The organism is Micromonospora lupini str. Lupac 08 (assembly GCF_000297395.2).
Classification (GTDB): domain Bacteria; phylum Actinomycetota; class Actinomycetes; order Mycobacteriales; family Micromonosporaceae; genus Micromonospora; species Micromonospora lupini.
The window spans coordinates 2,130,961-2,152,363 of the sequence record NZ_HF570108.1 but is presented as its reverse complement, the minus strand read 5'-3'; the positions used below and the strand labels follow the sequence as shown (position 1 = coordinate 2,152,363).

The following is a 21,403-nucleotide window of genomic DNA, read 5'->3' as shown; positions in this document are numbered from 1 at the left end:
GGTGGAGCAGACCGGCGGGCCCGGATGGCCGATGGAGACGGTCAGGGACCTGCCGGTGCGACTGGTTGTTGGCCGTAGACGTTCTGGTAGCGGTGGTAGAGGGCGTCGATGTCGGCCTGCGCGATCGGCACCGGCTGCCCGAGGGTCCGTGCCAGGTACGAGGTGCGGGCCACGTCCTCGCACATGACCGCGGCCTTGACCGCCGCCCGGGCGTCCCGGCCGATGGTGAAGACGCCGTGGTTGCGCATCAGCACCGCGGGTGAGCGGTGCCCGGCGAGCGTGGCGACGATTCCCTTGCCGATGTCGTCGCCGCCGATCAGCGCGAACGGGCCCAGCGGGATCTCCCCACCGAACTCGTCGGCCTGCGCCGTGAGGTGGCAGGGGATCGCCTCTCCGCAGGCGGCCCAGGCGCTGGCGTACGAGCTGTGCGTGTGCACGACCCCGCCGACCTCGGGCATGGCCCGGTAGACGTAGGCGTGGGCGGCCGTGTCGCTGGACGGGGCGAGGTCGCCCTCGACGAGGACACCGTCGAGGTCGCAGACCACCATGGTGTCGGCCGTCAGGTCGTCGTAGCCCACACCGCTCGGCTTGATCACCATGAGGTCCTCGCCGGGGACCCGCGCGGAGACGTTGCCGGACGTCCAGGCGACCAGGTTGTAGCGGGTCAGCTCGGTGTGCAGCCGGGCGACGGTCTCGCGCAGCTCGCCGATCTGTCGACGTGCCTCTGCGTTCATGCGACGACCTCCAGCGGCGCCTCGTGCGTGGCCGCGGCGGACTCGACCGCCGCGTTGCGAATCGCCCGCAGGCGGAGCATGACGTCGTTGCCACCCCGACCGAAGTGGTCGTGCAGCGCCCGGTACTCGGCGTACAGGGCGTCGTAGGCGCGCGCCCGCTCGGGATCCGGCGTGTAGACGGCCTCGTGCACACGCCCCATGGCCTGCGACGCCTCGTGGATCGACGGGTACGCCCCGGCGGCGACGGCGGCGTGGATCGCCGAGCCGAGCGCCGGCCCCTGCGCGGACGCGATGATGTTCAGCGGTCGCTTGGTCACGTCGGCGTAGATCTGCATCAGCAGCTTGTTGTTGGTGAGACCGCCGGCGATCACCAGGTCGTTCACCGGAACCCCGGCCTCGACGAACGCGTCGATGATCATCCTGGTGCCGTACGCCGTGGACTCCAGCAGCGCACGGTAGATGTCCTGCGGCCGGGTGGCCAGGGTCATCCCGACGATCATCCCGCTGAGGTCGTGGTTGACCAGGAGCGATCGGTTGCCGTTCCACCAGTCCAACGCGATCAGGCCGTGCGCGCCGACCGGTTGGCCGGCGGCGAGCTCGGTGAGGCGTTCGTGCGAGTCGAGCCCGGCGGGGGCGCCGTGCTCGACGTACCAGCCGAAGATGTCGCCGACGCCGCTCTGCCCGGCCTCGTAGCCCCAGGCGCCGGGGCTGATGCCGCCGTCCACGACACCGCACATGCCCGCCACCTCGGCGACCTCCGCGCCGTTGACGACGTGGCAGGTCGAGGTGCCCATGATGGCGACCAGCCGACCGGGCTCCACGGCCTGCGCGGACGCCGCGGTGACGTGCGCGTCGACGTTGCCGACGGCCACCGCGATCCCCTCCGGCAGGCCGGTCCAGGCCGCGGCGCGGGCGGTGAGTGCGCCGGCGCGGGCGCCGAGCGGCAGGAGCGGCCCGTCGAGCTTGGCCACGAAGTCGCCGAAGTCGGGGTTGAGCGCGGTCAGGAAGCTCTCGGACGGGTACTGCCCGTCCTGCAGGATGCCCTTGTAGCCGGCGGTGCAGACGTTGCGGGTCTCGACGCCGCTGAGCTGCCAGACGATCCAGTCGGCGGCCTCGATGAACCGCTCGGCCCGGTGGTAGATCTCCGGGTCCTCCTCGAGGATCTGCAGACCCTTGGCGTACTGCCACTCGGCGGAGATCTTGCCGCCGTACCGGCCGATCCACGGCTCCGCCCGTTCGTGGGCCAGCGCGTTGATCCGGTCGGCGTGCGGCTGCGCGGCGTGGTGCTTCCACAGCTTGACCCAGGAGTGCGGCCGGTCGCGCAGGTCGGGATCCTCGCAGAGCGGGGTGCCGTGGGCGTCGGTCGGCAGCACGGTGCAGGCGGTGAAGTCGATGCCGATGCCCACCACCGCTGCGGGGTCCACTCCGGCGGCGGACACCGCCGCCGGAACGGCGTGGCGCAGCACGTCGCGGTAGTCGTCCGGGTTCTGCAGGGCCCAGTCCGGGGGCAGCGATCGACCTCCGGGCAGCGTCTCGCTGATGACCCCGTCGCCGTACTCGTGCACCGCGGTCCCGAGCTCGGCACCGTCGGACACCCGGACCACGAGGGCCCGCCCGGAGAGAGTGCCGAAATCGACACCCACGACGTAGCTTTCGGCAGCTCCGTCCACACGCTCCATGTTCACCTCCACCGTTAACGGGGATAGTGTTAACGCTCACATCCAGCTCCGTCAAGACATCTACCTGCAACAGCTCCGTAACGGAACGCGGAGGCCGCCCCGACTCGGTCGGGTAGTTAACGGAACGGTGCAAAGTCCGCGATTCGGTCTCCAGCCGGTCCACGCAGCACCGAAAGGGCCACGTCGGAACGGCAGCCGGCCCCGCGACCCCCTCGCCCAGCGGACCGGGCCGACACCTCTCCGACCGGCGTTCGGCCCGGCGCCTCCTCGGTCGGCGGGGGTGACGGCGGGGCCCCGCACCGCAGTGCCACGGCAGGTCCGTCCGATCGCGACGGTGGCCGACTCGACCGCGATGTCAGCGATAACATCGCCACGGCCGCCGCCCCCGCATGATCAGATCTGTGGCCCGTGCCGCAGCCGCCGCCGGGCCCCTGAGCGCGCACTCCGGCCGCCGACACGCACCCCGCGCAGCCGGTCCGGGACACGTGTTATCGATAACATTCGACGTCTCGCGGGACTCGACGCGCCCGCGCCTGCGAAGCGCGACCACGGCCGGGGTCGGGAACTCCCAGGCGATCCTGCGGTCGTGATCGACACCAAATCGGCGATGTTGCGGCGTCCGGTCGGCCGGACACCGCAACATCGCCGATCTGTGGCCGGGCGCGAGGGCTGGACCGGGCGCGAGCGCCCGTCTGGGTCAGGCGGTCCGGCCGCGGTTGTAGAGCGCCTTGGCCCAGAGGAAGCAGGTCACCGTGATGACGGCGCACCAGCCGACCGCGAGGAGCCCGTTGACGCCGATCCCGGTGCCGAACAGCAGGCCCCGGAGGGTTTCCATGACCGGGGTGAAGGGTTGGTAGTCGGCGAACAGGCGTACCGGCGTCGGCATGGAGTCGGTGGGGACGAACCCGCTGCCGAGAAACGGCAGGAGCACCAGCGGCATCGGCAGGTTGCTGGCTGTCTCGACGCTCTTCGAGACCAGGCCGAGGGCTACCGACAACCAGGTGACCGCGAAGGTGATCATGGCGAGGACGCCGACCGCGGCGAGCCACTCGACGGCAGTGGCAGTGGGGCGGAACCCGACGAGCAGCGCCACGCCGGTGACGGCCACGAGGCTGAGCATCGACTGGAACACGCTGCCCACCACATGGCCGGTGAGAACCGACGGCCGGAAGATCGCCATCGTACGGAAGCGGGCGATGATGCCCTCGGCCATGTCCATGGCGACCGAGATGGCGGTGCCTTGCGCCGCGCTGGCCACCGTGATGAGCAGGATGCCGGGCGTGACGTAGTTGGCGTAGTCGGTGCGGTCGCCGGACGGTCCGAGGCCGGCGCCGAGTGTGCCGCCGAAGACGTAGACGAAGAGCAGCAGCAGGATGACCGGAATGCCGATGAGCATGAGGGTCAGCGAGGGATAGCGCCGCATGTGCAGGAGGTTGCGCCGCAGCATGGTGGTCGAGTCGCGCAGGGCGAAGGTGAGGGTGCTCATCGCGCGGAAGCCCTTTCCTGGCCGGACCGACCGGCCCGGGTGTCACGTCGGTCGTCGGGTTGGTCGGCTCGACCGTCGGGTCTGCCGGTGAGGGCGAGGAAGACGTCGTCGAGGTCGGGGGTGTGCACGGCGAGACCGGCCACGGTGATCGCGTCGCGGTCGAGGTGGTCGAGGACGGACCGCAACGAACCGACCCCGCCGTCGCTCGGCACCTGGAGGGTGAGCGCTGCGTCGTCCCGGGTGGCCGCCGCGAACGTACGGGCCGCCGAGTCGAGCCCCTCCTGGTCGTCGAACCGCAACACCACGTGGCCGCCCGGGATGAGCCGCTTGAGCTCGTGCGGGGTGCCCTCGGCGATCAGCCGGCCGTGGTCGAGGAACGCGACGCGGTCGGCGAGCTGGTCGGCCTCCTCCAGGTACTGCGTCGTCAACAGGATGGTGACGCCCTCGGCCGCGAGAGCCCGGATGACGTGCCACATGGCGCGGCGGCTGCGCGGGTCGAGGCCTGTCGTCGGCTCGTCGAGGAAGATGACGCGGGGGTCGCCGACCAGGGTCATCGCGAGGTCGAGCCGGCGACGCATGCCGCCGGAGTACGTCGCGGCCGGCTTGTCCGCCGCCTCGGCGAGGTCGAACTGCTCGATCAGCTCGGCGATCCGTCGTCGACCCGTCGCCCTGTCCAGGTGACACAGGTCGGCCATCAGGTTCAGGTTCTCCCGACCGGTCAGCAGGTTGTCCACCGCGGAGAACTGGCCGGTGACGCCGATCAGCTCGCGTACGGCGTCGGGCTCGCGGGTCACGTCGTGGCCGAGGATGCGGGCGTGGCCGCCGTCCGCGCGGAGCAGGGTGGAGAGGATCTGCACCGTGGTGGTCTTGCCGGCGCCGTTGGGGCCGAGCAGCGCGAAGATCGTTCCCTCGGTGATCATCAGGTCGATGCCGTCGAGCACGACCTTGGCGCCGTAGGACTTCCGCAGCTCCGTGGTGACGATCGCGGGTTTCCTGCTGCTGGTCATGGTCTCCTCATTTGTGGTGGTGGGGGGTCGTGGCCGGTCAGGCACGGCGGATCGTGATGTCGCCGAAGGAGGTGTTCGCGCGGATCTCGACCGTCTCGTCGGTCTCGGCCGGACTGTCGGCCGACTCGAGCGCGTTGTGCACGCGCCCGTGCCGGGAGCTGACGTCGAGCCAGGCGGCGGTGCCCCGCCGGACCCCGACCTCGATCGCGCCGTACGAGGTCTGCGACTCGACCGATCCGCGAACGACCTCGCCCAGCCGCACGTTGCCGTACGCGGTGCGAGCCGCCACCGAGGCCATCGCCGCGTCGACGGTGATGTCGCCGTACGCGGTGTTGACCCGGACGTCACCGCCGCTGCGGCCGATCCAGCAGTCGCCGGAGGAGTTCTTGATCTCCGCGGTGCCGTCGACCGCGCCGAGGCGCACCTTTCCGGAGGACGCCTTCACCCGCGCGGATCCGGTGACACGCTCCACCGCGACCTCGCCGTGGCTGCTGTCGATCTCCAGCGGCCCGGTCTCCTCGAGCCGGATCCCGCTGCCGGTCTTGATGCGGCACTCGCCGAGCCGCCCCTCGCCGCGGAACGCCGCCCACGCCGCCTCGGCGTGCAGCCGCGTCCCGCTCGGCACCTCGATGAGGACGTCGACCGACGGCCCCGAGCCGAAGCCGTACCGGCGCCAGCTCTTCGGCACCCTGATCCGCAGGAGCCCGGCGGCGTACTCGATGGTGGTCTGCTCGGCGGCGCTCACGTCGGCCTTGCTCGACGGGTCACGGGGCCGCACCTGCACCACCGTGTCGGTGCGCTCGGTCGCGGCGATCCAGGCGTCCCCGACGGGCAGCTCGACCTGGACGGAAATCGGTTCTGGTGTCTCGAAAACAGGCATGGTGGTCTCCCGGAAGGTGCGTGGCGAGGACGAGCGGAGGTGGGGAAGGGGCGCGGCGGTCAGCGCGCCCAGCCGGTGACGTGCTGGCCGGACCGTGGCGGCTCGGGCCGGCGCGGTGGCTGGCGATCCGTGCCGCCGGCCGCGACGGCGGCGGCGACGGCTCGCACCAGCCAGGCGTTGACGGACAGTCCGGCCCGGCTGGCGGCCCCGTCGACGCTTGCCTTGAGATGGTCGGGGAGGCGGAGGTTGATCCGGGACGTGCCGCCCTCGTCGCCCTCGGGCGGGAGCAGCGGCGCCGGCGCCGGAGGCGGTTCGCTCACCGCGTCCGTGCCGTCCGTCGGCGGGTTCGCGGGCGTCACCACGAAGTTGGGCTCGCGCCCGCGCAGCCGGACGTGCACCGACCCGGGGGCGAGATCGCGGGTGATCTCGTCGGCCGCGTCGGACAGCGCCTCGAGCAGCGTGAGGTGGGTCGCCGCTTCCAGCTGGGTGAAGAGCCGCTCGGCCAGCAACCGACCTTCCGGGTCGACGCCCTCGGCGGCCACGGCGAACTCGTTGCGCAGGTTCTCGACGTACGGCCTCAAGTCCATGGCACCATCATGGCACCACTTTGGCTCAAGATGCAACAGCTATGGCTCAGTGTGCTGCCACGGCATTCATCGTCGATCGCCGGCGGGACGCTCCGGAGCGTCGAACGCGCGGCGGACCAGCCGGTTCGCCACCTCCTGCGTCAGCCCGGAGGCCACCAGCAGATCGCTGACCGTCGTGCGGACCTGCGCCACCACGACGGCACCGGAGAAACCGACCCCCTCCCGGTAGGCGTCACTTGCGGAGCAGACCGCCCGCAGGGCCCGCGCCCGCGCCTCGGTGGGTTCGTGACCGGCGGCGAACTGCCGCTTGAGCACGCGTACCGCCTCGGCGAGGTCGGCGACCGCCCCCGGCAGCGCCTCCGGGACCGGCTCGCCGTCCTCGATCACTGTCACCGCGCGGCGGATCAGCGTTCCGGCATTGCGCATCGCTCGGTCGATCGGCGCCGCCGCCTGCGCGTACCGGCCCACCGGCCCGTGCCGCTCGTGCCAGTGCACAGGCGAGAGGGTGCTGGCCTCCCGGGCACCCTGGGTCGCCTCGATGAGCGCCCGCAGCTCGTCCTTGTTCTCCCGCAGCTTCGTGCGGGCCGTCAGCGCACGGTCGATGTCGCCGTCGGCCAACGCGCCGGCGGTGGCGTCGAGCTGGTCGCTGAGCAGGTCCAGCACCGGCCGCGCGGCCCGGTTGAGCACCCGCAGCGGGCTCAACGGCAGGAGGACGGCGGTGACCAGCAGCGCCACCGCTCCCCCGACGAAAGCGTCCACGAAGCGGGGGATCTCCAGGTCCCGCACGGACGGACTCAACGTGGCGATCAGCACCGCCGTCGCCCCGGCCTGGATCACCACCGCCGCGCTGCCGGCGAGGAACAGCGCGACGAGGATCGCCAGCACGACGATCAGGGCGAGTTGCCACCACCCGGTGCCGGTCACCGTGAGCAGCAGGTCGCCGACCAGCACCCCCACGGTGACGCCGATGATCAGCTCGACGGTACGACGCAGCCGTTGGCCGATCGACGCGGCGAGGGTCGAGACCGCGGAGATCGGCGCGAACACCGGCTGCGAGACGTGCAGCAGCTGATGCGCCACCAGCCAGGACAGCGCCGCGGCCAGACCTGCCTGCAGAGCGAGGCCGCCGATGCCCCGTACCCTCCGGGCCCGGTCCCGCAGCGTGCCCGACAGACGGGCGCGGAGCCGGGCGACTGTCGTCGCCGGAGCGGCGTTCGCTCCCGCGCCGGGACGCGCCGGGGCACCCCCGTCCGTACCGGGCCGACCGGCAGCGACCATGGCGGCGGCTACCCCGCCGTACCCCGATCAATCCTGCCCGCCGGGCGCGGCGACGCGGGAGCGCGCCGCGCCCGGCCTCCGACGGCCGTCGCGCTCACCGCGCGGAGAGCACCTTCTCGGCGTACGCCCAGAGCCCGTCCGCGGCGATCGGGTCGACGGCGTGCGCCGCCACCCCGCCGGTGGCGTCCGGGCCGCCGGGCACCACCTCCGCCTCCTGGTTGTCGACGAAGTACCGGCCGCCGACGCCGTCGAGCAGGGGCGACGCGGCGAGCAGTACGGTGGTCGCCGCTCCCTGGGCGGGCGTCTTGTAGTAGTCCGGCACGACGAGGTTGCCCGCCTCGTCCATCGCGCCGAGCGCGCGCATCATGTCGTCGTCGATGTGGCGTTGCAGGTTCGTGTGGATGTACCCGGGGTTGAGGGCGTTGGCGGTGATCCCGTCCTTCGCCCACCGCCGGGTGATGCCGACCGCGAGCAGGACGTCCGCGGTCTTCGACTGCCCGTACGCCGTCCACGGGTCGTACGGGCGCCGCTCGAAGTGGGGGTCCTCGACGTCGAACGGAGCGCCCAGGTGCGCCCCGGAGCTGACCACCACGACCCGGGCCGCCCCGGCGGCGCGCAGGTTGTCGTGCAGGCCGACGGCGAGCGCGAAGTGACCCAGGTAGTTGGTCGCGAGCTGGAGCTCCCAGCCCTGCGCGGAGAGCTGCCGGGTGGGAAGCGCCATGACGCCGGCGTTGGCGACCAGCGCGTCGAGCGGGCCCCGCCAGCCCGTGACGAAGGCGTCGACCGACGCCAGATCGGCAAGGTCGAGCGCGGCCGACCGGACGGCGCCCCGGGTGGCGTCGGTGGCGAACTCCTCGACGAGCCCGGCGGCCCGCCGCGGGTCACGGACCGCGACGGTGACCTCGGCGCCGGCGCCGGCCAGGGCGCGAACCGTCTCGACACCGAGGCCGGAGGCTCCCCCGGTGACGATCATCCGACGCCCGTCGAGGTCCACGCCGTCGAGGATCTCGGCGGCGGTGGTGCGGGCTGTGTACGACGTGGTGAGGCGTGGGTTCGCTGTCATGTCAACGAGGCTAGGAACCCGGCTCTGGACTGCCTATAGTCTGTAGTCCGCAATACTTTCGCGAGCGTCCAGGAGGGCGGCATGGATCCCCTTGAGGACGTCCTGGCGTTGCTCGGTGCGACGAGTCACGTCTCCGCCGGCCTCGTCGCCGGTGGGCGCTGGGCGGTCCGGTTCGACCCGCCGGCCGGCGCCAAGTTCAACGCGATCCGGCGCGGCCGCTGCTTCCTGCGCGTCGACGGCGAGCCCGAGCCGATCGACCTCGCCGAGGGCGACTGCTACCTGTTGACCCGGCCGGTCGCGTACACGCTCTTCAGTGACCCCGACGCCCCGGTCCAGCCGGCGTACCCGATCTTCGCCGCCGCCGCCGACGGCGTGGCGCACGCGGGCGACGGCGACGACATGTTCCTCATCGGCGGGGCGTTCTCCCTGGGCGACAGGGGTCGCAGCCTCCTGCTGGACAGCCTCCCGCCGATCATCCACGTGCCCGCCGACACCCCCGCGGCCGCCACCGTGCGGTGGGCGCTCGACGAGATCGACGCCGAGCTGCGACAGCCTCAGCTCGGGTCGCGGCTCGTCGCCGAACACCTGGCGCTCGTCCTGCTGATCCAGGTCCTGCGGCTGCACCTGGCCCGCGACCCGCAGCACACGTCCGGCTGGCTGGCCGGGCTCGCCGACCCGGTGGTCGCCCCCGCGCTGCGGGCGATGCACGGACGGCCCGCGCAGTCCTGGACGGTGGACGAGATCGCCCGCGCCGCCTCCGTCTCCCGGTCGACGCTCGCCGCCCGCTTCCGGCAGGTCGTCGGCGTGGGCCCACTGGAGTACCTCACGCGTTGGCGGATCGAACTCGCGGCGGACCGCATCCGTCGCGGCTCGGACACCGTCGCCACCATCGCCCTGGCCGTCGGGTACGGCTCGGAGAGCGCACTCAGCGTCGCCTTCAAACGCGTCACAGGCGTCTCGCCGCGGGCCTACCGCGGACAGGTGGCCGGGAGCACCCGGACCGGGTAGGCGTCCCGGCGGCACCGCCGCGAGCGGCCCGGACACCGCGGGCGTCGCCTGGGATTGGGTGGGTCCGGGCGGGGTAGACCCCGGTCTGCCACGCGGGTGGTGGGGCCAACCGCGGCGGGACGCCGGCACCGGGCGGCCGGACGCCTCGGGGGGCGATGGCTGATGGATCAGCGCGGGTGAGCGAGCCCGACACCTTCGGCGACATCGTGGAGCTGCGGGTGCACGGCATCTCCGGCGCGAGCACCGAGCAGGTGCTCGGCCTGGAGCGGACGGTGCAGGTCGCCGGCGACCGCGTGGGCGGCTTCGTCCGCGTCCGCCCCCACTGGTCCACCCCCGAGGCGCGCGGCGTGACGCTTGAGGCGTACCGCTGGGGCGACCTGCCCTCCGGGACCGTGGGCCGGACCCTGGCGCTGGTGCTCCTGCTGCCGTTCCTGCTGGTCAACGTGGCGATCTGGATGCGTCCGGCGAACCCCCGCTCGGAGGCCATGGTCAAGTCCCTGTGCCGGGTGCTGGCGCTGACGCTCACCGCGCTGTACGTGCTCGCCATCGCCGGTGTCGCCCTCGACCTCGTCGCGTGGCACTGCCTGAACTCCCCCCGCTGCCTGGCCGGTCGCAGCTGGCTGTCCTGGTTCGGCGGCCAGCCCCTCGGACGACGGCTGGCGGTGTTCGCGCTGGTACCGGCCGTCGCGATCGGCCTGGTCTGGCGGCTCAGCAACCGCCCCGGGCGGTCGTTCGAGGCGTTCCGCGCGCCCGACGAGGAGGTCTCCGGGCATCGACTCAGCACTGTCGGCACGTGGGACTCCGAACCGCTCGTCGGACGCCTCCGGTCCATACACGTCGCGGCCGCGTTCGGGACGCTCAGCCTCGTCCTGCTCGCCGCCCGCGCCGCGAACGGCGCGTCGAGCGCCACTGTCGCGTTGACGGTGGCCACCGGCGTGCTCCTGGCGGCCTGCGTGGTGCTGCTCTGCACGCCACCGCTGATCGATCGATCCCCCACCGACCGGCGGCTCGACGCGATCACCACCGCCCTCCGGACGACTGCGATCGCCCTGACCGTCGTGGTCGTGGCCCATGTGCTGACCAGCACCGCCACCTGGCACGAGGTGGATGCCCTGCCCGGCTACGACGCCACCCTGATCTGGCTGTTCTCCGCCCAGACGACACTGCTGGCCGCTCTCGGTGTCGTCCTGCTCTGGCGGCGCAGAGGCAGCCCGCTGTTCGGGCTGGGAGCGCTTGTCATCGCCGCCACGGGGATCAGCACGGCGGTGGCGTACTCCGCCGAGCTCGTCTACCGGGTGGCGGACTACCTCGACCGCGACCTGCCGACCGGGGAGGGCATCACGACCGGCCCGCCCCGGGCGTACACCTGGGCGACCTTCGGTTTTCTCCGCACCGCGGTGGTCACGGTGCTCGTCGCCGGCCTGGTCGTCATCGTCTCCCGCCCCGGCCGCCGCCGTGCGGCGGCGGCGATCATCGCGCGCGACTACCCGAACGCGCCGGCGGAGGCCGCACCGCGACTGCGCCAGGTCCGTGACGCGCTGGCGCGAGCCAGATTCACCGAACGCCTGGTGCTGCTGGCCGTGATCTTCGGCTGTCTCGCCGGGATCGGCTCCGCCACCACCACCCTCGATCTGCTGGGGCTGTTTCCGGGCGACGTCGTCGAGCGGTACGCCCGGTTGCCGTCCGACGCGATCACCTTCAGCATCGCGTTCGCCAGCTGGGCGAAAGCGGCGGCCCTCCTCGGCCTGGTCCTCGGCGGAGTCTTCGCCTACCGCACCGAGGGGTTCCGGCGGCACGTCGGCGTCATCTGGGACCTCGGGACCTTCTGGCCCCGGGCCGCCCACCCGTTCGCGCCGCCCTGCTACGCCGAGCGGGCCGTGCCGGAGTTGACGCGACGCATCACCTACCTGGTCGAGCGCGGTGACGCCGTGCTGCTCTCCGGACACAGCCACGGTTCGGTCCTGCTCGCCGCGGCCGTACTCCAGTTACCGCCCCGGATCGGCAGCCGGATCGCGCTGCTCACGCACGGCTCACCGCTGTGCCGGCTCTACGCGCGACTGTTTCCCGCGTACATCGACGACGCGGTGCTGCACGAGATCGGCCGCCGGGTCGGCTGGCGGTGGGTGAACCTCTGGCGCGACACCGATCCGATCGGCGGGCGTGTCTTTCCCGACCGGGAGTCAGGGACGTCCGAGGGTGATCCGGCCGCGGCGGTGGACCGCCGGGAGCGCGATCCCAGCGACGTGGTGACGCCACCGGGCGACAGCGTTCCCCCACCGATCCAGGGGCACTGGCGGTCCGAGTCCGACGAGCGATTCGTCGAGGCGGTACGGGAGTTGGCGCAGCGCCTGCGGCAGGACCCAGGCACCACGCCCACGTGACGGTGGATTACCGCGCCGTCCGGGCGCGCCACTCGTCCAGCCGTGTGGCGGCGATGCGGGCGCCGTCGGCGGGGACGAGTGAGCGCACGCCCAGCGTGGCGCCGAAGTACCGGGCGTCGGGGTCGGTCACCACCGCGCGGGAATCGTCACGGGCGGCCAGAACGGACCGGCCCAGCTCGTCGAGGCGGAACTGTTCCGGGCCCGCGATCTCGACCACACCGTTCACCGGCGCGCCGACCGCGACCGCGGTCACCTCGGTCGCGACGTCGTCCGCCGCCATCGGCTGGATGAACACCGGCGCCAGCCGTACCGTGTCGCCGTCGGTGGCGGCGTCGACGATGCCCTGGACGAACTCGAAGAACTGGGTCGCGTGGACCACCGAGTACGGCAGTCCGGACGCGGCGACGAGCTTCTCCTGCGCGACCTTCGCCCGCATGTACCCGCTGTCCGGGAGGCGGTCGGAGCCGACGATGGAGAGCACCACGTGGTGCCCCACGCCGGCAGTCGCCGCGGCGGCGAGGAGGGTGCGCGTCGACGTCTCGAAGAACTCCCGCACGGCGGCGTCCTCGAACGACGGGGAGTTCGACACGTCGACGACGACGTCGGCGCCGTCGAGCACCTCGGCCACCCCGTCGCCGGTAAGCGTGTTCACGCCCGTCTTGGGCGACGCCGCCACCGCCTCGTGGCCCTGCTCGCCAAGGTTGTGCACGACCTTGGAGCCGATGAGACCACTGCCGCCGACGACGACGATCTTCATGGCCGAACCACTTCCCGTCTACGTGCGATACGCCGAGCCGCAGGACGAAACCAGCCTACGGAGCACGAAACGCCGGCGCGCGGACATCGCCGGTCATGATTGTGGTCGTCCGGCGGCCTGGGTAGCGTCCTCGTCGAGGGCGGCCTGCCCTCGGCAGCAGCCCCGCTCACCTCTGGAGGTCGACGTGGCCGCGGTGTCCCACCCGGTGTTCGCCCGGGTCTACGAGCGGCTCTCTGTCGCCATGGACCGCGCCGGCACCGCCGCGTTCCGCCGTGACCTGGCCGCCGGCCTGACCGGCCGGGTGATCGAGGTCGGTGCCGGCAACGGCCGCATGTTCGCCCACTACCCACCGACGGTGACCGAGGTCGTCGCGGTGGAGCCGGAGCGACGACTGCGTGCCGCCGCCGTCCGGGCCGCACCGGCCGCACCGGTGCCGGTCACTGTCGTCGACGGCCTGGCCGAGGCGTTGCCCGCCGGAGAGGGTGAATTCGACGCCGCCGTTGTCGCGTTGGTGTTGTGCACCGTGCCCGACCAGTCGGCCGCGCTCGCCGAGATCCGCCGCGTGCTACGCCCGGGCGGGCAGCTGCGCTTCTTCGAGCACGTCGCCGCCGAGGAGCCCGGCCGTCTACGCCGGGTCCAACGGCTGTCCGACGCCACGGTCTGGCCCAGACTGTTCGCCGGCTGCCACACCGGCCGCGACACCACCGCTGCCATCCGGACGGCCGGGTTCGCCATCGACGAGCTGCGTCGTTTCCGGTTCCCGGCCTCCAGTTCCAGCCCCTCCTCGCCGTGCGTGCTGGGCCGGGCGACCCTGCCGGAGCAGCGGCTGCACTGAGCGTCCGGCCTCTGTGGAGGACGCGAATGCGAGCCCTTCCGATCTCGCGTTTACCCATTATTGTCCCGTTTTCACGGCATATCGTCCGATCGCATGTTGTGGTGGTCAGCGCACCCGGCCGTCTCACCAGGCCGTTCTGCGCAGGACGCGTCACGCCTCCTGCGAGTTTCTGCACGGAGGTTGATTTTGTGACAGCACGACCCATTCGTCTTCTCCGGCGGGCGGTCCTACCGGCCCTCGGCGCCTGCGCGGCCGTCGCCGTGGCAGCCAGCCTGCTCCTCTTCAGCTCGACCGCCGCCAACGCGGCCGACGCCCCGGTGGGACTGGGGACGGCAGGCAACTTCTCCGTCCTGGCCGGAGCCGAACCGACCAACACCGGCCCGAGCTTCCTCGCCCAGAGTCTCGGCAGATTCCCGGGCAGCGCCGCCTCGGGCTTCGAAACGGCGACCATCGGTGGTGAGATCCACCTCGGCGACGCGGTGGCGCTCCAGGCCCAGAGCGACCTGACCACTGCGTACAACGACGCCGCCGGCCGGACCCCGTTCACCATCCTGCCCGCGGAACTCGGGGGTAACACACTCAACGCGGGCGTCTACCGGATCGGAGCCGCGCAACTCACCGGGGCACTCACCCTCAACGGTCAGGGCAACCCCGCGGCCGTGTTCATCTTCCAGATCGACTCGTCGCTGACGACGGCGTCGAGCAGCAGCGTCGTCCTGATCAACGGAGCGTCGGCCTGCAACGTGTTCTGGCAGGTCGGCAGCTCGGCGACGATCGGCACGAGCACCACCTTCGTGGGCACCATCATGGCCCAGGCCGCGATCACGATGGCCACGGGCGCGACCCTGCAGGGCCGCGCGCTGGCACGAACCGCCGCCGTCACCCTCGACACCAACACCATCTCCGCACCGGTGTGCGCCGGGCCGACAGGTCCACCCGGACCGACCGGACCGACCGGCCCCACCGGACCAGCGGGGCCCTCCGGCCCACCCGGTAGCCCCGGAGCACCCGGCAGCCCCGGCGCCCCCGGCAGCCCAGGAGCGCCCGGCAGCCCTGGCGCCCCCGGCAGCCCAGGAGCGCCCGGCACGGCCCGAGGACGCGCCCGGCACGCCCAGGACGCGCCCGGCACGCCCAGGCGCACCCGGCAGCCCCGGCGCACCGGAGCGCCCGGCAGCCCTGGGGCACCCGGCGCCCCCGGTAGGTCAGGCGCACCTGACGCACGCGACAGGTCGGGCCAGAACGTCCTGCCGGTCACCGGCAGCGGCGTGGTACCTGCCATGACGAGCATGGGAAGTGTGCTTGTCGCCCTGGGCGGGCTCGCGCTCTTCCTCGCGCGTCGTCGACGGTCGCAGGCCTCCTGATCGACGGGCCCGGCCGGTGTGACCTGCCGGCCGGGCCCCGATCGACATCGGTTTGCGGGCGGTCGCCCAGGCGTATGCGGCAAGCTGCGTCGCGTCGGCGACCGGGTCGGCGCTGCCCTCGTTCACGGACGGCGCCGACTCGTCGGACGGGAGCCGGCGCGGCGATCGGTGGCAGCTCAGCAGGGCGGTGCGGGGCGTGTCGAGTTGCTCAGCTGCCACCGATCAAGGACGCGGGTCGCGGCGTCGGCTCCGGTTGGCCGTCCGGGGTGCCGCCACAGGCCAGCTGGGCGACGGCGGTAGCTCCGTCAGCGGGTCGGCAGGCCCGCCAGCCAGTCGTCCAGGGCCGCCGGGTTCGCGAACAGCAGCACCGGCGGCCCGGCCGGATCGGCCTGCCAGGCGCGCATCCGCCGCCGTGCCCGGCCGAACGCGGCGACGTGCCAGAGCAGGATCGAGTCCCCGGACAGCACACTGCCCAGTGATTCGCGGTTCCCGTTGCAGATCATCTCGCCGGTGCCCAGGCGGCGCAGCGTCCGGCGGAGCAACCGCCAGAACGAACGCCACCGCGGGTAGTCCAGGGCAACGACCAGGTCGGCACGCGCCAACGGCACGTCCCGCCAGCCGTGGTACGCGCCGTCGATGATCCAGGTGTCCCGGCGGCAGATCTCCTCGATCCGGCGGCGCTGCTCGGCGACCGGCACCTCGACCCATCCCGGCAGCCACAGCAGGTCGTCCACCGGATACCACGGCAACCCGAGACGCTGCGCCAACCGTGCGGCCAGAGTGGACTTGCCGGCGCCGTACACCCCGTAGATCAGGATGCGGCGCGCTGCGGTCATCGCGGCAGCGTACGCCGCCGCCGGCCACTGCGTAGTCGAGCGGACCAAGCTACGTAGTGAGTGCGGACGATCGGTGGCCGGCCGGCCGCTGCAATGGACACATGACAAGCAACGAGGCCGCGAAGGCCAGCAGCCCGGACAGCGCCGAGGCGATCGTCCGGCCCACCACGACACCGATCACGCCGCCGCAGCGGACCGACGACACGCCGGCCCGGGCGGACATCGCCGCGCCGGCACCGCCGCCGCTGCGGGTACCCGAGCAGGCCCGCCAGGCGGAGCAGGCGCAGCGCGCCGAGGGACCACCCGCCACGGCGGCGCCGGTCGCCAAGGGTGACGCCCAAGCGGCACCGGCCACGCCGACGCCGGCCCCGCCGACGACCATCACCGCCGACACCGTCGCCGCCCGGGCCGTCGTGCTCGACGGCGCCGACAACGGCCTGGTGCTCACCAACTTCACGACCCGCGCGTACACGATCGGGATGAACGGCGGCACCAGCACCATCAGCCTGGCGAACGACAAGCGCGCGTACACGACGATCCTGGACGGGCAGAACGGCAACCTGTGGGCGGCCAACAACGTCAACAGCCGGAGCCTCAGCGCCAACCAGGTCGACCTGGACGGCCCGAACAACCACATCAAGTTCTGCCACAGCAAGACCCGCACCTACACCGTCGGCATCGACGGCGAGCACAGCTCGATGTCCTTCGCCCACCCCGACACGCGGCAGTACAAACTGCTGCTCAACGGCACGACGGGTGACCTGTGGGCGGCCAACAACCTGAACAGCCCCAGCGTCACGGCGACAAACATGTCCGCGACGAACGCGGTCAGCTCGAAGATCGTCGCGGCGAACCAGGTCGACCTGGACGGCACGAACAACCACATCAAGTTCTGCCACAGCAAGACCCGCACGTACACCGTCGGGATCAGCGGCGACCAGAGCTCGATGTCCTTCGCCAACCCGGACACCCGGGCGTACACGGTGGTCATCGACGGTGTGCACGGCGACATCTCGCTCAGCAACGCCGACCTGGCCGAGGAGTTCGACGTCGCGGCCGGCCACCTGCACTCGGCGATCCCGGGCGCGGTGCTGGTCATCGGCGAGACCGGCGCGCTGGAACTGGCCGACAAGCCGTACGACAGCGCGGTGGCCGGCGTGGTCTCCGGAGCCGGCAGCTTCGCCCCGGCGATGGTGCTGGACCGGCGTCCGGACAGCGACCAGCGTCGGCCGCTGGCCCTGGCCGGCAAGGTCTACTGCCTGGTCGACGCGACGCACGGCGCGGTGCGGCCCGGTGACCTGCTGACCACCTCCCCCACCCGGGGGCACGCCATGCGGGTGGCCGACCCGCTCAAGGCGGTCGGGGCGATCCTGGGCAAGGCGCTGGGTCCGCTGCCGACCGGTCGGGCGCTGGTGCCGATCCTGGTGACCACGTCATGACCAGCCTGCGTCAGGCGGCCGGAAAGTATCTCCGGTTCGAGGCGCCGATGACGATGCGGGAGGTCGGGGGCGACGTCGGCCACCCCACCGGGTCCAGCCGACGGCTGCTGGCACAACTGGACCAGACGTCCAGCGAGTGGTTCTCCGGCAGCCTGCTCCCCTCCAGCGTGAAGGGCAGCGCGTGGCTGCGGTTGTTCAGCGACGGCCACTACATGTTCGAGGGCCACGTGCACGAGAACGGCGCGGTCGCGCACAGTTGGTCGTTCGTGGCCACGCCGGGTTTTCTGGACGCCGACGGCAACGCCTTCGTCTTCTCCGCCAGCGGCAAGGTGTCGGACAACAGCAGCAGTGACGACTTCGCCGAGCTCGGCCAGGATCCGCGGATCGGGCAGTACTGGGACCAGCTCAGCAACGCCCCGGTGAACTTCCGGCTCAGCGTGACGATGAACGTCGGGCAGCTGATCGGCAACATCCTGAAGTGGATTCCGCTCGTCATCCTCGGTGCCGTGGTCGCCGGGTGGGTCGCGTTCTTCGGTCAGCCGGGCAAGGTCCACGCCTACAAGGACGAGAACGGCACCGTCCACATGTGGAAGTCGAGGGAGTGACACCGTGACAAGCGTCCGTACGGCCGCGACCCGGTACCTCGACATCCGGGCGCCGCTGACCCTGCGCCAGGTGGGCGCGCAGGTCGGGCATCCGGTCGGGTCGACCCGGACGGCGATGGAACGGCTGGAGCAGGAGTGGAGCAACACGTTCTCCGGAAGCCTGCTGCCGTCCAGCGTCAAGGGCACCGCCTGGCTGCGGATGGCCAGCGACGGCCACTACTGGTTCCAGGGGCACGTGCACGAGAACGGTCTCCTCAGCCACAGTTGGAGTTTCGCCGCCGGACCGAACGTGGTGGACCAGAACAAGAACGTGTTCGTGGCCGTCGCGAGCGGCCGGGTCACCGACGACCACAGCAGCGACGACTTCAGCATCACCGGCCACGACCCGCGCATCGCCGAGTTGTGGGAGCAGATCCGGTACGCGCCGGTCAGCTTCCGACTCGACGTCACTGCCAACTTCGCCGAGCTGGCCAAGAAGGTGGGCACGGGGATCCTGACGGTGCTGGGCATCACCGCCCTGGTGGGCACGGTGAACGTCCTCGGCGCCAAGGGGGCGGAGTGCCACGAGGACTCCAACGGCCGGGTCACCTGCTACACCAAGAACTCCTAGCGTCCTCAACTACGGCCGGCCGTGGCGCACGTCGCGCCACGGCCGCCGCCGCGTGGTCAGCCGGCCGGCCGCAACGCGTCGGACAGGTCCCGTCGCGAGGTCACCGCCAGCTTGCGGTACGCCCGACCCAGATGCGTCTGGACGGTACGCACCGACAGCACCAACTGGTCGGCGATCTCCCGGTCGGACAGGCCCCGGGCGGCGAAGCCGGCGATCTGCGTCTCGCGCGCGGTCAGCCCCGCCGTCGTCGCCGGGTTTCCGTGCACCGCCGTGCCCAGGCGGGCACGCAGGTCGACGGCGAGCCGGACGCTGCCGGTCGTGGCGGCCTGCCGGCCGAGCTCGTCGGCCACCTTCAACGCCTCGCCGGCCATGTTCATGTCCACGAGGCGGTGGGCGTGTTCCAGCATCACTGTCGGATTGCGTCCCGCCAGCGCGATCACCGCCCGTCCGGCGGCGACCAGCCGCTCGGCGTCCACGTACCCGATGGCCTCGGCGATGCGACCCGCGTAGCGCGCGGGACCGGCGACCGGCTCCAGGTGTGCGGCGTAGATGAGATAGCCCAGCTCCACCAGCCAGCAGCCGGAGGCGTGGGCGACGACTATCGCCTCGTCCATCAGTTGTCCGGCCCGCACCCGACGGCCGGACGCCTCGGCGATCGCGGCCAGCGCCCACGGCCGCAGTCCCGGCACGAGCGCGACCGCGTCGACCGGATGCTCCCGGAGCACCGCCTCCGCCTCGTCCGGACGGCCGTCCTCGGCCAGGGTGACGGCGAGCCAGCCGGTGGCCTCGGAACGGAACATCCCGGTGCCGCCGGTCTGCTGTGCGACGGCGTCCCGGAGCCGGCTGATGGCGCCCGTCCGGTCGCCACTGACCCGCTGGGCGTATCCGTCGAAGAGGGGCCAGGCGGTGTGCGACAGACCGGAGACGAGCGGGTCCGGGGGCAGCGGCCAGCGTCCGGCGGCCGGGTCGGTGACCGGGCCGGTCGGGGTGGGTTGTCGCCACAGCTCGGCCAACGCCAGCGCCGCCCCGGCCATGCCGCGGACCTGTGGCAGCGCCGACGAGCCGGACCGCTCGAGGGCGGCGACCGCCGCACGGCCCACCCGTACCGCCTCCTCGGTGCGGCCGGTCAGCACCAGCGCGGCGACCGACGCCAGGGTGACCCGCAGGTGCGCGCCGCGGGGGAGCGACTCCCCCAACAGCTGCCGAGCGCGGTGCAGCGCCCGCCCCGCCTCGCCGCTGAACAGCTCGACGACCACGCCGACGGCGGCCAGCTCGGCCCGGCCGGCCGAGTCACCCGCCGCCTCGGCGTCCGCGCGCAGTCGCCGCAGATCCTCGTACGCCTGCCGTGGCTCGCGCCCGACCCAGGTGCGGTGCCCGGCCAGGGCCATTCCCACAGTCACCCGGGCGGCCCGGTCCCCGACCGCCTCGGCGTCCCGTTCGGCGGTCCGCAGTGTCTCGTACGCCTCGGCGGTGCGGCCCTGCTCGACAAGCGCGGCGCTGAGCGCGACAGCCGCCGAGGCTCCGCCGCCCTCCTGCCAGGCACGCCGGGCCAGTTGTTCCGAGGCGGCCGGATCGGCGTACAGGCAGAGGCTGGCCGACCTGACCAGCTCCGGCGGGCCGATCGGTTGCCCGGCGTGCACCGCCCAGAGCGCGCTGGCCATCTCGTGTGGGCCGTGCAGGGTCGTCTGCCGCGTGCTGGTCAGCAGCGCCGCCGACACGCGCCGACGCCGCGCGGGTGACATCCGCCGACGCACCGCGGCGCCGAGCATCGGATCACGCAACCGCACCAGGACCTGCTGGCCGCGCTCCTCGCTGCGGACCATGCCGAGCTGTTCGAGGTCGGCGAGCAGGTCCGGCGACGCGGCGGCCTCCACGACGGACAGCGGCAGCGGCCCGCCCAGCGCCAGGGCGGCCAGCGCCTCCTCGCCGGGGCGACCGATACGGTCCAGTTCCCCGTCGAGCAGGTCGGCCACCTGCGCCGGCACCGCCAGGCCGGCCCGCCAGCGCCACTGGTCGGTGTCACGCGCCAGCGAGCCGACCTCCCGCCCGTGGTCGATCAGCGCCACCGCGAGGTGCGGCAGCCCGCCCGTCCACTGCCACAGCAGCTGGGTGGTGGATCGACTGACCGGGCCGGTCAACAGCTCCTCGGCAAGCGCGCCGACCTCGGCCTCGGCCAGGGCGGGCACCACCAGCCGAGGCAGCCCCACGTCCTTCCACAGCGCGACTACCGCGTCCGGGGCCGGAACCCCCGACCGGACGGTGACCAGCGCACGGACCGCACGGGCCTGGACGAGACCGAGCAGCACACCGGCGGACGGCCCGTCGAGCAGGTGGGCGTCGTCGATGACCAGGACCGGGGTACGGGTGGCGCCGCACCGCTGCGCCAGACTGGCCCGCACGGTGCTGTGCACGAGGGCCGGGTGCAGGGCGGGGTGGCCGCCGGCGAGGAGTTGACCGAGCGCGCCGAACGGCACCGCCTTGCTCGCCTCGGTGGCGGTGATCCACACGGCGGCGAAGAGCCGGGGCGTCAGGTCGGCGACGACGGCCCGGGCGAGGGCGGTGCGGCCGACCCCCGCCGGACCGATGAGGACGGCGCCGTCGGCCCGCACCAGTGCGGTGCGGGCCTCGGCGAGCAGGCCGTCACGCCCCGTCAGCATTCCCGGATGATGACCCGCCGCCCTCGTCGGCGGCCATCATCCATCCGACAGATGTCGCCCAGCGGCAATCGTGCCTGGCCAGGCGCTGCCGAAGGGGCCGATCTCGGCTGGGCGTCGTCGATAACCGGTTGCCACACCCGACGGGCGTCGCCAGAGTGGTGCCCATGACGTACTGACGGACACCACCCGAGCACCGCGCC

The 21,403-nt window shown here is 72.5% G+C and carries 18 protein-coding genes; 7 read left to right on the top strand and 11 right to left on the bottom strand.

The window, feature by feature from the left end; all coding sequences use genetic code 11:
• Positions 1-41 precede the first annotated feature (41 nt).
• From MILUP08_RS11115 to MILUP08_RS11080, 8 genes are all read right to left on the bottom strand, one after another.
• Positions 42-734 (bottom strand): L-ribulose-5-phosphate 4-epimerase, encoded by a 693-nt coding sequence (locus MILUP08_RS11115; protein WP_007457592.1) that lies wholly within the window; start codon positions 732-734, stop codon positions 42-44.
• Positions 731-2,413: a ribulokinase gene (gene araB / locus MILUP08_RS11110; RefSeq protein ID WP_007457591.1), complete on the bottom strand. Its 1,683-nt coding sequence runs from the start codon at positions 2,411-2,413 to the stop codon at positions 731-733. Before araB ends, MILUP08_RS11115 begins: the two co-directional genes overlap by 4 nt.
• Positions 2,414-3,110: 697 nt before the next feature.
• Positions 3,111-3,899, bottom strand: a complete 789-nt coding sequence (locus tag MILUP08_RS11105) for an ABC transporter permease (protein WP_007457589.1) — start codon at positions 3,897-3,899, stop codon at positions 3,111-3,113.
• Complete coding sequence (locus tag MILUP08_RS11100; protein WP_007457588.1) at positions 3,896-4,906, bottom strand: ATP-binding cassette domain-containing protein; 1,011 nt, start codon at positions 4,904-4,906, stop codon at positions 3,896-3,898. The genes MILUP08_RS11105 and MILUP08_RS11100 overlap by 4 nt, the downstream gene beginning before the upstream one ends.
• Positions 4,907-4,943: 37 nt before the next feature.
• On the bottom strand, positions 4,944-5,786 hold the full coding sequence (locus MILUP08_RS11095; protein ID WP_007457585.1) for a DUF4097 family beta strand repeat-containing protein: 843 nt from the start codon (positions 5,784-5,786) through the stop codon (positions 4,944-4,946).
• 59 nt (positions 5,787-5,845) lie between these two features.
• Positions 5,846-6,373, bottom strand: a complete 528-nt coding sequence (locus MILUP08_RS11090; protein ID WP_007457583.1) for an AKAP7-like phosphoesterase domain-containing protein — start codon at positions 6,371-6,373, stop codon at positions 5,846-5,848.
• A 66-nt stretch (positions 6,374-6,439) separates the two neighbouring features.
• Positions 6,440-7,651 (bottom strand): FUSC family protein, encoded by a 1,212-nt coding sequence (locus MILUP08_RS11085; protein WP_007457582.1) that lies wholly within the window; start codon positions 7,649-7,651, stop codon positions 6,440-6,442.
• Between the two features lie 94 nt (positions 7,652-7,745).
• The gene (locus tag MILUP08_RS11080) at positions 7,746-8,714 is read right to left on the bottom strand and encodes an SDR family NAD(P)-dependent oxidoreductase (protein WP_007457580.1); all 969 of its coding nucleotides are present in this window, start codon (positions 8,712-8,714) and stop codon (positions 7,746-7,748) included.
• Between the two features lie 81 nt (positions 8,715-8,795).
• On the opposite strand from MILUP08_RS11080, the gene MILUP08_RS11075 reads away from it, so the two are divergent.
• Both MILUP08_RS11075 and MILUP08_RS11070 read left to right on the top strand, forming a co-directional pair.
• Entirely contained in the window at positions 8,796-9,722 is a 927-nt protein-coding gene (locus tag MILUP08_RS11075; RefSeq protein ID WP_007457579.1) for an AraC family transcriptional regulator, read from the top strand.
• Positions 9,723-9,898: 176 nt separating this feature from the next.
• Positions 9,899-12,103: a hypothetical protein gene (locus MILUP08_RS11070; protein ID WP_007457577.1), complete on the top strand. Its 2,205-nt coding sequence runs from the start codon at positions 9,899-9,901 to the stop codon at positions 12,101-12,103.
• Between the two features lie 7 nt (positions 12,104-12,110).
• Here the strand turns inward: MILUP08_RS11070 and MILUP08_RS11065 are convergent, their stop codons facing one another.
• Positions 12,111-12,860 carry an SDR family oxidoreductase gene (locus tag MILUP08_RS11065; RefSeq protein ID WP_007457575.1) on the bottom strand — a complete coding sequence of 250 codons (750 nt, stop codon included), beginning with the start codon at positions 12,858-12,860 and terminating at the stop codon, positions 12,111-12,113.
• Between the two features lie 184 nt (positions 12,861-13,044).
• Between MILUP08_RS11065 and MILUP08_RS11060 the strand changes: the two genes are divergently transcribed.
• Together MILUP08_RS11060 and MILUP08_RS37090 are read left to right on the top strand one after the other, a co-directional pair.
• Positions 13,045-13,695, top strand: a complete 651-nt coding sequence (locus tag MILUP08_RS11060; protein WP_007457573.1) for a class I SAM-dependent methyltransferase — start codon at positions 13,045-13,047, stop codon at positions 13,693-13,695.
• 188 nt (positions 13,696-13,883) lie between these two features.
• Positions 13,884-15,056, top strand: coding sequence for an ice-binding family protein (locus MILUP08_RS37090; protein WP_007457570.1), 1,173 nt, complete (start codon positions 13,884-13,886; stop codon positions 15,054-15,056).
• Positions 15,057-15,361: 305 nt separating this feature from the next.
• Here MILUP08_RS37090 and MILUP08_RS11050 read toward each other — a convergent pair whose 3' ends face one another.
• Positions 15,362-15,892 carry a P-loop NTPase family protein gene (locus tag MILUP08_RS11050; protein WP_007457568.1) on the bottom strand — a complete coding sequence of 177 codons (531 nt, stop codon included), beginning with the start codon at positions 15,890-15,892 and terminating at the stop codon, positions 15,362-15,364.
• A gap of 101 nt (positions 15,893-15,993) precedes the next feature.
• Here MILUP08_RS11050 and MILUP08_RS33730 point away from each other — a divergent pair, with 101 nt between their 5' ends.
• The 3 genes from MILUP08_RS33730 to MILUP08_RS11035 are packed head-to-tail and all read left to right on the top strand — an operon-like array spanning position 15,994 to position 18,546.
• Positions 15,994-17,331: a hypothetical protein gene (locus MILUP08_RS33730; RefSeq protein WP_007457567.1), complete on the top strand. Its 1,338-nt coding sequence runs from the start codon at positions 15,994-15,996 to the stop codon at positions 17,329-17,331.
• Entirely contained in the window at positions 17,328-17,936 is a 609-nt protein-coding gene (locus MILUP08_RS11040; RefSeq protein WP_007457566.1) for a hypothetical protein, read from the top strand. Before MILUP08_RS33730 ends, MILUP08_RS11040 begins: the two co-directional genes overlap by 4 nt.
• A 4-nt stretch (positions 17,937-17,940) precedes the next feature.
• The gene (locus MILUP08_RS11035) at positions 17,941-18,546 is read left to right on the top strand and encodes a hypothetical protein (protein WP_007457564.1); all 606 of its coding nucleotides are present in this window, start codon (positions 17,941-17,943) and stop codon (positions 18,544-18,546) included.
• A gap of 56 nt (positions 18,547-18,602) precedes the next feature.
• Here the strand turns inward: MILUP08_RS11035 and MILUP08_RS11030 are convergent, their stop codons facing one another.
• Positions 18,603-21,203, bottom strand: coding sequence for a LuxR C-terminal-related transcriptional regulator (locus MILUP08_RS11030; RefSeq protein ID WP_007457562.1), 2,601 nt, complete (start codon positions 21,201-21,203; stop codon positions 18,603-18,605).
• Between the last annotated feature and the right edge of the window lie 200 nt (positions 21,204-21,403).